We start from the raw sequence: 12006 nt of genomic DNA on the forward strand, positions 1-12006 counted from the left end.
CGGGCGCGCTGCGCCCGCCGGGCGGAGCGCGGGCGGCGCTCACCGACGCCGGTCCCGGCTGGACCGCCGTACAGCTCACCGAGGGCGGGCGGCGACGCGCGGCGCTCGTCACCGACAGCGGACCGCCGCGTACGCTGCTCACCCTCGCCGACCCGGTCGAGCACCAGCTGCTCGCCGCCGACTTCGACGGCCGGCACGCCGTCCTCGCCGTCCTGGAGGGCCGGACCCTCGACAGCCCGTGGAGCCTGTACGTGTGGGACTCCGGCACCGGAAAGGCGCGCCGTCTCGCGCGCGCCGCCCGGCCGGGTCCGCTGCCCCGGCCGGTGCTGCGCGACTCCACCGTCCACTGGGCGCAGGGCGTCGGCGGCGGCCGGGCGACCGTGTACGCGGCCCCAGTGGCCGGGGGCGCGCCGCGCGCCGTGCACACGGGCGTGATGGACGCGCCGTTCGTCGTCGGCGAGCTGCTGGTCTGGCGCGAATCGGCCGGCGCGGGCACCCGGCTGACCGCCGTGTCCCGGTCGACGCTGCGGCCCGCCCCGCTGCCCGCCCCGATCGCCGCGCTGCGCGACGTCCGCGCCATCGCCTCCGACGGCACGACGTGGGCGTGGGTGGCGGGCGAGCAGCAGCAGCGGCTGATGGTGTGGCGGACCGGCGACGCCCGCCCGGTCGCGGCGGTGACCCGCTCCCCCGGTGCGGACGGCGTCGACCAGGTCCGGGTCAACGGACGGCTGGTCACCTGGCGCACCCCGGAGACCTCGTACGCCCTGGATCTGACGGCCGGCTCGTACACGCCGATCACCCCGCCCTACGGGTACGCGCAGGGGGCCGACGGCACGCTGGCGGTGGCGTACAGCGAGGGGAACGCCAAGACGGCCGGCGCGCGGGCGGTGATCCAGGTGGTCCGCGCGGACCGACTGCCGGGGCTGCCGGGGTGCGGCTGAGGTTTGGGAGATGTGGCGCGGCAAAGGGATCGCGGGGTGGGAGGGGGCTGAGGTTCGGGGGATGTCCCGTCGCGTGAGGTTTGGCGGATGGGCCGCCGCGCCAGGGATGGGACATGCCTGAGACCACAGTCGTACTGTCCGAAGAGGTGCGGGAGGCGCTGGCCGCGGGGCGGCCGGTCGTCGCCCTGGAGTCGACGATCATCGCGCACGGGCTGCCGCGCCCACGCAATCTCGCGGTGGCGGAGGAACTGGAGGCGCTGGTACGGGAGGGCGGCGCGGTCCCCGCGACGGTGGCCGTGCTCGACGGCAAGGCCTTCGTCGGCCTGGGCAAGGAGCAGCTGGAGCGGGTCGCCACGGATCTCTCGGTACGCAAGCTGGGGCACCGCGACCTCGCCCCGGCCCTGGCGGCCGGGGCGAGCGGGGCGACGACGGTGTCCGCGACGGCGTTCCTCGCCGAGCTGGCCGGCATCAGGATCTTCGCGACCGGCGGGCTCGGCGGGGTGCACCGCGGCTGGACGGAGACCCAGGACGAGTCCGCCGACCTGCGGCTGCTGGCGCGGACCGGGATCACGGTGGTCTGCGCGGGCGTCAAGTCGATCCTCGACGTGCCGGCGACGCTGCAGCGCCTGGAGACGCTGGGCGTCTCGGTCGTGGGCTACCGGACGGACCGCTTCCCCGGCTTCTACCTGACCTCGTCCGGCGAACGCGTGGACTGGACGGTGGACTCGCCCGAGGCGGTCGCCGCGGTACTGCGCGCCCAGGACGCGTTGGGCGGCCCGGACGCGGCCCTGATCGTCGCCAACCCGGTCCCGGAGGCCGAGCAGTTGGACCCGGCCGTACACGACCGAGTCCTGGGCGCGGCCCTCGACGAGTGCGCCGAGCGCGGCATCACGGGCCAGGCGGTGACGCCGTTCCTCCTGGAGTACCTGACGAAGCACACAGCCGGCGCCTCCCTGGAGGCGAACCTGGCTGCGGTCCGCGGCAACGTGTGGCTGGCGGCCCGGATCGCGGCGGCGTACGCGTGACGGGTGCGCTGCTCGTCGTCGGGGACGTGGTGACCGATGTGGTCGCCCGGCATCGGGAGCCGCTCGCGGCGGCGACGGACACGGCGGCGGAGATCCGTACGCTGCCGGGCGGCGCGGGGGCCAACGCGGCGTGCTGGGCGGCCCGTTCGGGATGCCCGGACGTCCGGCTGCTCGGGCGGGTCGGGGCCGCGGACGTCGACTGGCACGGCAGCGCGCTGCGCCGGGCCGGGGTGCGCCCACTCCTGGTCCCCGACCCGGCCGCCCCGACGGCCACGGTGATAGCGCTGGTGGACGCGTCCGCCGAGCGCACGTTCCTCACCGACAGCGGGGCGGCGCTGCGCCTCGCCCCTGGCGACTGGTCGCCGGATCTGCTGGAGGGCGTGGGCCATCTGCACCTCTCGGGGTATCTCTTCTTCGCGGACACCAGCCGCGGCACGGCGCTGGCCGCGCTGGGCGACGCGCGGGCCGCAGGGGTGCCGGTGAGCGTGGACCCGGCGTCGGCGGGCTTTCTGAAGGAGCTGGGCGTGGCGCGCTTCCTCTCCGCGGCGGACGGCGCGGCCGTGCTGCTGCCGAACGCGGACGAGGCCCGGCTGCTGACGGGCCTGGCCGAACCGGAGGCGGCGGCCCTGGCGTTGAGCGACAGATTCCCCCTGGTCGCGATGACGCTGGGAGCGGGGGGCGCGCTGATCGCCGAGGCCGGCGAGGTGACGGCGCGAGCCGCCGCGCTGTCGGTGCGCCCGGTGGACTCCACAGGCGCGGGCGACGCGTTCACCGGCGCGTTCCTCGCGGCCCGCCTGGCAGGCGCAACCCCGGCCGCGGCAGCGGAGGCCGGCTGCCGTGCGGGCGCGACGGCGGTACGAAGGGTGGGCGGCCGCCCGTAGGCCGCCCGTACGCCGCCCGGAGGGCCCGGACCCGGAGCGGGCGACGCTCAGTGCAGCCCGCCCCACGCCGGATGTCGCGGGTCGTCGACCCGCACCACCACGTCGGCCGCGTCGCTCGGGCCGACCTCGCTCTCGTAGCGCTCGAACGCGGGCAGGGTCCAGCGTTCCTCCGTGCGGCGGGCGAGCGCGGCGGGGGACAGGCGCAGGTGGACGGTCAAATCGAAGGGGAACCAGTGGCCCTGGAGGAACGGGCCGTGCAGCACAAGCACGCCGCCGGCCGGCAGTTCCGTGTACGGGCTGCGGGTGGCGCGGTCCGTGGTCGGGTCCCACAGGTCGGGGAGGACGCGCCCGGTGCCGCCCGCCTCCAGCGGGCCGAACACCTCGCGCCACAGCGCGCCGGTGTCGAACCAGCCGCTGTAGTACGCGTCCGGGTCCTGCTTGCCGTACTCGTACCGCAGCGACGCCGGCCGCAGGAAGCCGCCCGTCCCGACGACCAGCACCGACCGGCCGCGCAGCCGCAGCACGTTCGCGATCCGCTCCGCCGTCTGCGCGGTCGGGGCGGCGGGCGCGCCGTCGATCCCTACCTTGAGCCACGCGCTGCCGTCGCCCGGCGCGGCCGCGTCGACGTGTCCGGCGACGGCGTCGGACAGCCGCTCCCAGGTGATCGGTTCGAATCTCACCCGGCCCATCCTGCCGGTCCGTCGTCGCCGGGGCCGTGCAGGGGCACTCCGAGCCGTTCCGCGAGGGCCGCCGCGGTCGCCAGCGGCTCGGTCCAGTCGCCCTCGCGCCACAGCGCGAGCGCCCTGCCCTCGCCTTCCGTGCCCGCGAGAACGGCGCCCAGCTCCAGCATCCAGCCGAAGGTGTCGCCGTCCCACTCGAGCCGCAGGGCGACCGGCGGCCCGCCGGGCAGCTCCCGCGCGAGGCCCGTCAGCGTGTCCAGATCCTGCGCCGGCAGCGGTTCCAGCCTGTCGGCGAGGATCTCCGTACGGGCGAGAACCAGCTCCAGGCCCTCGTGGATCCCGGTCCCCGCGACCGTCGAGCGGATGACTTGGAGGGCCTCAATACGGCGACGCCGCACGACGCACGCGTCGACCCGCTCCCGCACGTCGAGCGGGAGCGCCGCCCACAATTCCTGGATCACGGCTTGACCTTGCCATTGGCGGCAGGGTTCGAGCATCGGGTTTATGAACAGCACAGCGCAGAACAGAGTCGTCCTCGTCACCGGCGCCGGCACCGGCATCGGCCGGGCCACCGCCCGGGCCTTCGCCGCCGGCGGCGCGACGGTCGTGGCCGTCGGCCGCAGGCACGCCCCGCTGGAGGAGACCGCCGAGGGTCGCCCCGGCATCCGCCCGCTCGTCGCCGACATCACCGCCGACGGCGCGCCCGAGCAGACCGTCGCCGCGTGCCTCGACGCCCACGGCCGACTCGACGTCCTCGTCAACAACGCCGGGATCGCCACCGGCGGCCCGCTCGGCACGCTGGACCGCTCCGTGATCGGCCCGCTCGTCGAGACGAACCTCGTCGCGCCGATCCTGCTCACCCAGGCCGCCGTGCCCGCCCTGGAGGCGTCCGGCGGCGTCGTCGTCAACGTCACCACCACCGTCGGGCAGCGCGGCTGGCCGAACAACTCGGTCTACCCGGCGACGAAGAGCGCCCTGGAGAGCCTGACCCGCTGCTGGGCCGTGGAACTCGCCCCGCGCGGCGTCCGGGTCGTGGCGGTCGCGCCGGGCGCGGTGGAGACCCCGATCGCCGACCACATGGGACTGTCCGCCGAACAGCGCGCGGCGGTACGGGAGTGGCAGCTCGCCCACACCCCGCTGGGCCGCGTCGGCCGCCCCGAGGAGGTCGCATGGGCGATCACGTCCCTCGCCTCCCCCGACGCCGGTTTCCTGACCGGGACCGTCCTGCCCGTGGACGGCGGCGCACTCGTGGCCTGACATGCCGTGATACGACTGCGCGAGGACGAATCTCCCGGGAGGCAGGGACCTTGCGCATCGGCGAACTCGCGCGCGCCACCGGCACGACGGCCCGGGCACTGCGCCACTACGAGGAGGCCGGGCTGATCTCGTCGGCCCGTGCTGCCAACGGCTACCGGGTGTACGAGGCAGGTGCCGTCGTCCGGGTGCGCAACATCCGCCACCTGCTCGACGCGGGCCTGACCCTGGAGGACGTCGCCGCCTTCCGGGCCTGCCTGGACGGCGACCTGCCGGGCACGCCGCCGTCCGCCCGCGGGCTCGACATCGCCCGCGAGCGGCTGGCCGTCCTGGACGCGCGGATCGCGGCGCAGACGGAGGCCAGGGACCGACTGGCGGCGGCCCTGGCCATGTCCCCGGCAGCGGCGGCACAAGCAGGGCGTCAGCCCTGGGTGCAGTCCGGGGCTTCCTCGTCCACGGAGAGCGGGGAACCCGCGGGCAGCAGGTAGGTCACGTACAGGACGACGGGCTCGGTGCCGAGGTTGCGTCCCATGTGCGTGTGCTTGGGGCCGGCGGGCTCGACGAAGCCCTCGCCCGCGGTGTTCACCTCGAGCGAGCAGTCGTCGAGGGTGCGGGTCAGGGTGCCGGACTGGACGACGGCGATGACCTGGCCGGGGTGGTGGTGCCAGCCGGTGGTGCCGCCGGGCGCGATGGTGATGGTCCGGACGGTCACGTCGGTGGCGCCGATGGCCGGCTTGAGCTTCAGCGTGCCGTCCGAGGTGCCCTTGCCCAGAACCGTGCCGGTCACGCCGGTGCCGGGCGTGGCGATCGCGGCGGACGGGACGACCGCCACCGCGGCGACCGTGCCCGCGACGAGCAGCGCCTTGCGCAGCCGTCCGCCGGACAGCCGCCGGCCGCGCAGGCCCTCACGTATCCCCTGAACCATGGAAACCCCTCCAACTCCTCGGACCGGCCGCTTGATCAACGACCGCAAAACGTCCCTACGTTACCTGGAGCGTGGCCTCCGGGGCGGTGCGCTCGGCGAGTTCGGCGAGTTCCTCGACTTCCATCAGTTCGGCGCGGCCCGCGGCGACGGCCTCCTCCAGCGTCAGCTCACCGCTCGCCAGGGCCCGAGCGGTGGCCGCGTCCGTCCGCAGGTGCGCGTCGGCGTCGGCGGCGGGCCCGTCACCGTACCCAGGCGCGACACCGCCACCCCCGAGCCGTACATGGAACTCCCCCTCGTCCAGTGTCACTTGGACGACGCGCCCCGCCCCTGCCTCCAGCGCCCGCAGCAGCGGGATCGCGAACCAGTGCGCGCGGACCGCGTCGGTCGGCCGGGGCTCGCCGAGCTCGGGCGCGCCGAACTCGGCGAGCGCGCGCAGGACCGGCAGCAGCGCCCGTCCGCGCTCGGTGAGTTCGTAGACGTACGCGGAGACAGGCGGCGCGAGCCGGCGGCGGGTGACCAGCTCGTCGCGCTCCATGTCCTTGAGCCGGCCGGCCAGCATGTCCGTGCTGACGCCCGGCAGATCGGCGTGCAGGTCGGTGTAGCGCCGGGGTCCGGCGAGGAGTTCGCGGACGATCAGCAGCGTCCAGCGGTCGCCCACGGCGTCGAGGGCCCGGGCGGCGGCGCAGTACTGGTCGTAGCTTCGGCGGCGTGGGCGGCTTGGCTGACGTGGCATGGGACGCAGTCTAGACAAGTTGTTGGACTTTCCAAGCTCGAACTTGGTAAAACCAAGCAACAGCACTTCTGGGGAGGCAGTCGCATGGAATTCCGGCAGTCGAGCAAGCTCAGCGAGGTCTGCTACGAGATCCGCGGCCCGGTGATCGAGCAGGCCAACGCGCTGGAGGAGGCGGGCCACAGCGTCCTGCGCCTCAACACCGGAAACCCGGCCCTCTTCGGCTTCGAGGCCCCCGAGGAGATCGTCCAGGACATGATCCGGATGCTCCCCAAGGCGCACGGCTACACCGACTCCCGGGGCGTGCTCTCGGCCCGCCGCGCGGTCGCCCAGCGCTACCAGGCCATGGGCCTGCCGGATGTCGACGTCGACGACGTCTTCCTCGGCAACGGCGTCTCCGAGCTGGTCTCCATGGCCGTGCAGGCCCTCCTGGAGGACGGCGACGAAGTCCTGATCCCGGCCCCGGACTTCCCCCTGTGGACCGCCGTCACCACCTTGGCGGGCGGCAAGCCGGTGCACTACCTGTGCGACGAGTCGGCCGACTGGTACCCGGACCTGGACGACATGGCCGCGAAGATCACCGACCGGACCCGCGCCGTCGTGATCATCAACCCCAACAACCCCACCGGCGCGGTCTACCCGAAGGAGCTGGTCGAGGGCATCCTCGACCTGGCCCGCCGCCACGGCCTGATGGTCTTCGCCGACGAGATCTACGACCAGATCGTCTACGACGACGCCGTCCACTACCCGGCCGCGAGCCTCGCGCCCGACCTGGTCGTCCTCACCTTCGGCGGGCTGTCGAAGACGTACCGCGTCGCCGGCTTCCGCTCCGGCTGGCTGGTCGTCAGCGGCCCGCGGCAGCACGCGAAGAGCTACCTGGAGGGGCTCATGATGCTCGCCTCCATGCGGCTGTGCCCCAACGCGCCCGCCCAGTACGCCATCCAGGCCGCGCTCGGCGGCCGGCAGTCGATCCACGAGCTCACCGCCCCCGGCGGCAGGCTGCACGAGCAGCGCGACAAGGCCTGGGAGAAGCTCAACGAGATCCCCGGCGTCTCGTGCGTGAAGCCGAAGGGCGCGCTGTACGCCTTCCCCCGCCTGGACCCGAAGGTGCACCCCATCCACGACGACGAGAAGTTCGTCCTGGACCTGCTGCTGCGCGAGAAGATCCAGGTCGTGCAGGGCACCGGCTTCAACTGGCCCCGCCCGGACCACTTCCGGATCCTCACCCTGCCGTACGCCGACGACCTCGACGCCGCCGTCAGCCGCATCGGCCGCTTCCTCAGCGGCTACCGGCAGTAGAGACACGAAACGGACACCGGAGACGGACGTCGGAAAGCGGACGCCGGAAAGGGACGCCGGAAAGGGACGCCGGAAAGCGGACGTCGAAAGCCCGCCGGAAAAGGGAGCGGGCCCGGGGGCGTAGCCAACCCCCGAGCCCTTTCAGTGCCGCTCACATTCACACGCCGGCACGCTTGAGAGTCCGGGTCAGTGTCATGACGTCGCGTTCTACCTTTAAACCACCGCAGATCGAGCTCCGCGGGCCGGAGTCGAACCGGCAACTCGACGTGTCGGGCCCGGGCCCGATCGATCCGGCGATGAGCGGCGAATGCTGAGTCTGGAGCAATAGTCTGAGATTGATCGCGGCCCGCCTCTACCGATTGGGCCATCCCGGCAGGAGATGAATGCCGGGAGGAGGACTCGAACCTCCAACTCGACCGCGGTTTTCACGACAAGCTTCAGTTTCAGCTTTGCGCTCCTCGCGCACCCCGACCGAGGTTCACTGTGGCCGGGGAGTCCATGGGGTCTTCGCTACCCGAAGAGGTAGCCGAAGACGGCGTCGCCGACGCGCTGGTCGACGACCTCCGTGGCGTTCGCCTCCTCACGGGCGAACTTCACGGCCTGCTGGAGCTTCTCCAACCGCTCCAGCAGCTCGTTCACACGGCGGGCCGGCAGCGCACCGGAGAACTTCACCGTCGTCCAGTAACCGACGGGAATGTCCTCGTAGTACACCTCGACCTGCGCCGGATGCTTCTCCGTCGCCTCCGCCTTCACGTGGTTGCGCGGCACCTTCTTCGTCCGGACGGTGCGCACCGCCTCGGTCTTCCAGGCGTCGGTCGACGGGTCCTGCGTCCACGACTCGGCGGCGTCGAGCACCGGCAGCTTGCGGACGAAGGTGCTGACGTCCGTCAACTGCTTCTCCAGGAACAGGAGATACGCGACGGGCGCCTCGGCGACCACGACCCGGCCGTCGACCACGACGTCGGCGCGCGCCTCGCAGTTCGCCCAGTCCTTGGTGGCGGTCACATCGAACAGCCGGGTGAGCGTCTTGGCGGTGTCCCGCAGGACCTCCTCCGCCTTCAGCTGCACCAGCGTCGACTCGGGCGGAAGCTGTTCGCCCTCCTCGTCCTTGGGCTGGTACGTCCGGGCGATGCCGGCGAGCAGCGCGGGCTTCTGCAGTCCGTGGTGCGCCGCCGTCAGGTCCTGGTGGGCCTTGGACTTGACGCCTTTCTCGACTGCGATGATCTGATTGAGTTTCGTTGCCACGCGACCGACCCTAGCCGGGGACGGCGCATCGGTTCGAACGGTTTTTCCACCGCCGTTCACGCCCGGGAGCCGGAGGAGTACGCAGTCATGGAGACGGCGCTGATAGCCGTGATCGGCACCCTGCTCGGCGTGTTCGCCACGCACTGGTTCCAGAGCCGGACCACCGAGCGGACGGCGGTGCTGGCCCGGGACGAGCAGCTGCGTCAGGAACGGATCGCCACCTACAGCGCGTTCGCGGGCGCGCTCGTCGACTATCGGCACAGCCAGAACGACCGCTGGTTCCGCGCGCAGGAGAGCCCGGGCTCGGAACCGGCGGAGGAGGCGCGCTACGCCTCGTACGGGCGACGCCGCGCGGCCAGCCAGGCCCTCTTCCGCGTCCAGCTCGTGTGCGACGACCCGAAGACCCGTCAACTCGCCGAGGCGGCCTTCGACGTGACGAACTGCATCCACGAGGCGACCGACCAGGAGGAGCGCGCGAACCGCGGGGCGGAGGCGAGGGAGGCCATCGCGCTCTTCATCGCGGCCGCCGCGCCAGGAGTCCGCTGAGGGAGGCCGCCGCCATGGATCTCGTCGCGCCCGTCGTCGTCGAGCCGCTGCGCCGCCGGAGCTGCACCGAGTGCCGCACGGGGCCGCTGGAGCGGATGGTGCTGGAGTTCAACGCGCCGCTCTGCCTGGACTGCGCCGACCTCGGCCATCTGGTCTTCCTGCCGCGCGGCGACACGGCGCTCACCCGCCGGGCCCGCGAGGCGAGTTCGCTGTGGGCGGTGGTGCTACGGCACAACCGGCGCCGGACCCGGTACGAGCGCCAGGGCCTGCTGGTGGAGGAGGCCGCGCTGGTCCGGGCGGAGGCGGCCTGTCTGGCCGACGCCGAGGCGCGGGCCCGGCGACGGGCCCGGGACGCGGTGCGGCGGGACGCCCAGGACGTGCTGGTACGGGAGACCCTGGCCGCGGAGATCCGGCGGCTGTTCCCCGGCTGCCCGGAGGACCGGGTGGCCGAGGTCGCGGCGCACGCCTCGCAGCGGGGCAGCGGGCGAGTGGGGCGCACGGCGGCGGGCCGGGCGCTGGACCGGGGTGCGGTCACGGCCGCCGTGCGGGCGTCCGTACGGCATGTCGACACGGACTACGACGCGTTGCTGATGCGCGGCGTGCCCCGCAACCAGGCCCGGACGAGGGTGGCACCGGCCATCGAGGCGGTACTCCGGGCCTGGCGGGGGTGAGCGCGGGGGTCCCGTGGGGGACGCGGCTCGGGGGCGGCTCACCGAGGGATGTCGCTCGCCCACGGGTGCGGCTCCCAGGGGCGCGGCTCCCAGGGGCGCGGCCCTGCGGCCGGCGCGTTCGGGAGCGGCGGTGGGGTGTGGCGGCCGGTCAGACGCGGGCGCCGGCGCTCCGGGACCTGCGGTACAGGATCGCGCCGCCGAGCAGCAGGGCCGCGCTCGCGGGGATCCCGTAATCGGCGATGTCCGCTCCGGTCTCGGCGAGCTGCACGGAGTCCGCGTGCGGCGCGTGGGCCGGCGGCTTGACGATGTTCTCGCCCGGGGCGGGCTGCGTCGGCTTGCCGGGCGCGGGGGTCTCGGGGGTGACCGTGACCGGGCCGTTGGTCGAGCTGTTGCCGAACGCGGGGTTGCCGATGCCGACGACGTTGACCGAGTTGCCGCTGACGTTCACGGGGAGGTGGACGGGGAGCTGGATCCCGTTGCCGGAGAGCACTCCGGGCGATCCCTTCGCGATGCCGTCGGCAGTCGCGCCGCCGCCGTTCGTCGCACCGCCGTTGCTTCCGCCGCCGTTGCTCCCGCCGGCGTGGCTTCCGCCGGTGTGGGTGCCGCCGCCGTTCGTCCCGCTTCCGGCCTGGTCGCCGTGACCGCCGTGACCGCCCTGGCCGCCGCCGGGCCGGTGAGTGGCCGGCAGGTCCTTGTGGGAGCCGCCGCCCGTCGCCTGGGAGCCGGCGCCCGTGGCCTGGGAGCCGCCGGAAACGTTGGCGCAGCGGTTGCCGGCGGCCGGGTTGAGCGCGCCGACGACGTTGACGGTGTTGCCGCAGACGTTGACGGGGACGTGCACCGGCAGCTGTACCGCGTTGCCGGAACCGACGCCCGGCGAACCGACGGCGGCGCCTTCCGCGGCCGAGTCGGCGTGCGCGTAGCCCGCCGAGAGGGCGAGCGCGCCGCCCGTGACCATCAATGTGGCCAGACCACTTCGGCGAATCTGCCTCATGGCTTCCTGCCTTCCGGAGGTATGCACGGGCATGCGCCCGTACCGGAAATAACGCCCAGCCCGGGCGTCCGGATGAGGCCCGTCGCGCGATTCACCCCATCGGGTGGCATGGCGTCGAAACCTCACCCGGCACCCATCCGTGCCGCCGCCGCGCCGTCACAGGGCAGTGAGGGGACTGTGCGGGGGATGCGCGGGGTATGCGCGGGGACTGTCTGCGGCCGTTCGGGGTAACGCTTCCCCATGACCGACCGTCCGCTCCTCCTCCTCGACGTCGACGGCCCGCTCAACCCCTACGCGGCCCGCTTCCCCCGCCTGCGCGGCTACACCGCGCACCGCTTCCGGCCGTCGAACTGGTCGTCCCGGCAGACTCCCGGGTCCCCCCGCCTGCGGCGCGGCCTGAAGGTGGTGCTCAACCCGGCGCACGGGCCGCGGCTGACGGCGCTGCCGTTCGAACTTGCCTGGGCGACCACCTGGATGCACGAGGCGAACGAGATGATCGCCCCGGTCGTCGGCCTGCCGACCGATCTGCCCGTCATCGAATGGCCCGAGCTGTTCGCCACCGACACGGACGGGCTGTACTGGAAGACCCGGCCGCTCCTCGAGTGGGCGGCGGGGCGGCCGTTCGCCTGGGTCGACGACATGATCACGCGGCGGGACGAGACGTACGTGACCGCGCGGCACGACGCCCCGGCGCTGCTGCTGCGGATCCATCCGCGGCGCGGGCTGCGGGAGGCCGACTTCCTGACGCTGACGCGCTGGGCGGAGGAGCACCGCTAGGCAGAAGACCCTCCTCGTCCTGCCGCGCCCCGAGGCGCCCC

The 12006-nt window shown here is 73.6% G+C and carries 15 protein-coding genes; 9 read left to right on the plus strand and 6 right to left on the minus strand.

What is annotated here, in order from left to right; genetic code table 11:
- The 3 genes from VIU94_RS05195 to VIU94_RS05205 all read left to right on the plus strand — a co-directional run.
- Positions 1-941 (plus strand): hypothetical protein (locus VIU94_RS05195; protein ID WP_331908011.1); only part of this gene is annotated, 941 nt, incomplete at its 5' end.
- Between the two features lie 113 nt (positions 942-1054).
- A complete protein-coding gene (locus VIU94_RS05200) occupies positions 1055-1966 on the plus strand; it encodes a pseudouridine-5'-phosphate glycosidase (protein ID WP_331908013.1) in 912 nt (303 codons plus the stop codon).
- Positions 1963-2847: a carbohydrate kinase family protein gene (locus VIU94_RS05205; protein WP_331908015.1), complete on the plus strand. Its 885-nt coding sequence runs from the start codon at positions 1963-1965 to the stop codon at positions 2845-2847. The genes VIU94_RS05200 and VIU94_RS05205 overlap by 4 nt, the downstream gene beginning before the upstream one ends.
- A 47-nt stretch (positions 2848-2894) precedes the next feature.
- On the opposite strand, the gene VIU94_RS05210 is transcribed toward VIU94_RS05205, so the two are convergent.
- Positions 2895-3527: a nucleoside/nucleotide kinase family protein gene (locus VIU94_RS05210; RefSeq protein WP_331908017.1), complete on the minus strand. Its 633-nt coding sequence runs from the start codon at positions 3525-3527 to the stop codon at positions 2895-2897.
- Positions 3524-3988, minus strand: a complete 465-nt coding sequence (locus tag VIU94_RS05215; RefSeq protein WP_331908019.1) for a hypothetical protein — start codon at positions 3986-3988, stop codon at positions 3524-3526. Before VIU94_RS05215 ends, VIU94_RS05210 begins: the two co-directional genes overlap by 4 nt.
- A gap of 43 nt (positions 3989-4031) precedes the next feature.
- On the opposite strand from VIU94_RS05215, the gene VIU94_RS05220 reads away from it, so the two are divergent.
- Positions 4032-4784 carry an SDR family NAD(P)-dependent oxidoreductase gene (locus VIU94_RS05220; protein ID WP_331908021.1) on the plus strand — a complete coding sequence of 251 codons (753 nt, stop codon included), beginning with the start codon at positions 4032-4034 and terminating at the stop codon, positions 4782-4784.
- A 50-nt stretch (positions 4785-4834) separates the two neighbouring features.
- Positions 4835-5269, plus strand: coding sequence for a MerR family transcriptional regulator (locus tag VIU94_RS05225; protein WP_331908023.1), 435 nt, complete (start codon positions 4835-4837; stop codon positions 5267-5269).
- Here VIU94_RS05225 and VIU94_RS05230 read toward each other — a convergent pair.
- Both VIU94_RS05230 and VIU94_RS05235 read right to left on the minus strand, forming a co-directional pair.
- On the minus strand, positions 5203-5706 hold the full coding sequence (locus VIU94_RS05230) for a cupin domain-containing protein (protein ID WP_331908025.1): 504 nt from the start codon (positions 5704-5706) through the stop codon (positions 5203-5205). The two genes, VIU94_RS05225 and VIU94_RS05230, sit on opposite strands and share 67 nt — an antisense overlap.
- A 55-nt stretch (positions 5707-5761) precedes the next feature.
- Entirely contained in the window at positions 5762-6439 is a 678-nt protein-coding gene (locus tag VIU94_RS05235; RefSeq protein ID WP_331908027.1) for a winged helix-turn-helix transcriptional regulator, read from the minus strand.
- Between the two features lie 84 nt (positions 6440-6523).
- On the opposite strand from VIU94_RS05235, the gene VIU94_RS05240 reads away from it, so the two are divergent.
- Positions 6524-7735, plus strand: coding sequence for a pyridoxal phosphate-dependent aminotransferase (locus VIU94_RS05240; RefSeq protein ID WP_331908029.1), 1212 nt, complete (start codon positions 6524-6526; stop codon positions 7733-7735).
- Between the two features lie 510 nt (positions 7736-8245).
- On the opposite strand, the gene VIU94_RS05245 is transcribed toward VIU94_RS05240, so the two are convergent.
- On the minus strand, positions 8246-8980 hold the full coding sequence (locus VIU94_RS05245) for a DUF7873 family protein (RefSeq protein ID WP_331908031.1): 735 nt from the start codon (positions 8978-8980) through the stop codon (positions 8246-8248).
- Between the two features lie 87 nt (positions 8981-9067).
- Here VIU94_RS05245 and kilB point away from each other — a divergent pair, with 87 nt between their 5' ends.
- Positions 9068-9526 carry a plasmid transfer protein KilB gene (gene kilB / locus VIU94_RS05250; RefSeq protein ID WP_331908033.1) on the plus strand — a complete coding sequence of 153 codons (459 nt, stop codon included), beginning with the start codon at positions 9068-9070 and terminating at the stop codon, positions 9524-9526.
- Positions 9527-9540: 14 nt separating this feature from the next.
- Positions 9541-10197: a DUF2293 domain-containing protein gene (locus VIU94_RS05255; protein WP_331908035.1), complete on the plus strand. Its 657-nt coding sequence runs from the start codon at positions 9541-9543 to the stop codon at positions 10195-10197.
- Between the two features lie 148 nt (positions 10198-10345).
- On the opposite strand, the gene VIU94_RS05260 is transcribed toward VIU94_RS05255, so the two are convergent.
- The gene (locus VIU94_RS05260) at positions 10346-11188 is read right to left on the minus strand and encodes a chaplin (RefSeq protein WP_331908037.1); all 843 of its coding nucleotides are present in this window, start codon (positions 11186-11188) and stop codon (positions 10346-10348) included.
- Positions 11189-11428: 240 nt separating this feature from the next.
- On the opposite strand from VIU94_RS05260, the gene VIU94_RS05265 reads away from it, so the two are divergent.
- The gene (locus tag VIU94_RS05265; protein ID WP_331908039.1) at positions 11429-11965 is read left to right on the plus strand and encodes an HAD domain-containing protein; all 537 of its coding nucleotides are present in this window, start codon (positions 11429-11431) and stop codon (positions 11963-11965) included.
- The last annotated feature ends 41 nt before the right edge of the window (positions 11966-12006 follow it).

This window comes from Streptomyces sp., from assembly GCF_036566765.1.
In the GTDB taxonomy this organism is placed as follows: Bacteria; Actinomycetota; Actinomycetes; order Streptomycetales; family Streptomycetaceae; genus Streptomyces.

Coding starts and splice junctions, on each gene's coding strand:
- VIU94_RS05200 (WP_331908013.1), top strand. CDS start 1,055: ATGCCTGAGACCACAGTCGTACTGTCCGAAGAGGTGCGGGAGGCGCTG.
- VIU94_RS05220 (WP_331908021.1), top strand. CDS start 4,032: ATGAACAGCACAGCGCAGAACAGAGTCGTCCTCGTCACCGGCGCCGGC.
- VIU94_RS05230 (WP_331908025.1), bottom strand. CDS start 5,706: ATGGTTCAGGGGATACGTGAGGGCCTGCGCGGCCGGCGGCTGTCCGGC.
- VIU94_RS05235 (WP_331908027.1), bottom strand. CDS start 6,439: ATGCCACGTCAGCCAAGCCGCCCACGCCGCCGAAGCTACGACCAGTAC.
- VIU94_RS05240 (WP_331908029.1), top strand. CDS start 6,524: ATGGAATTCCGGCAGTCGAGCAAGCTCAGCGAGGTCTGCTACGAGATC.
- kilB (WP_331908033.1), top strand. CDS start 9,068: ATGGAGACGGCGCTGATAGCCGTGATCGGCACCCTGCTCGGCGTGTTC.
- VIU94_RS05255 (WP_331908035.1), top strand. CDS start 9,541: ATGGATCTCGTCGCGCCCGTCGTCGTCGAGCCGCTGCGCCGCCGGAGC.
- VIU94_RS05260 (WP_331908037.1), bottom strand. CDS start 11,188: ATGAGGCAGATTCGCCGAAGTGGTCTGGCCACATTGATGGTCACGGGC.
- VIU94_RS05265 (WP_331908039.1), top strand. CDS start 11,429: ATGACCGACCGTCCGCTCCTCCTCCTCGACGTCGACGGCCCGCTCAAC.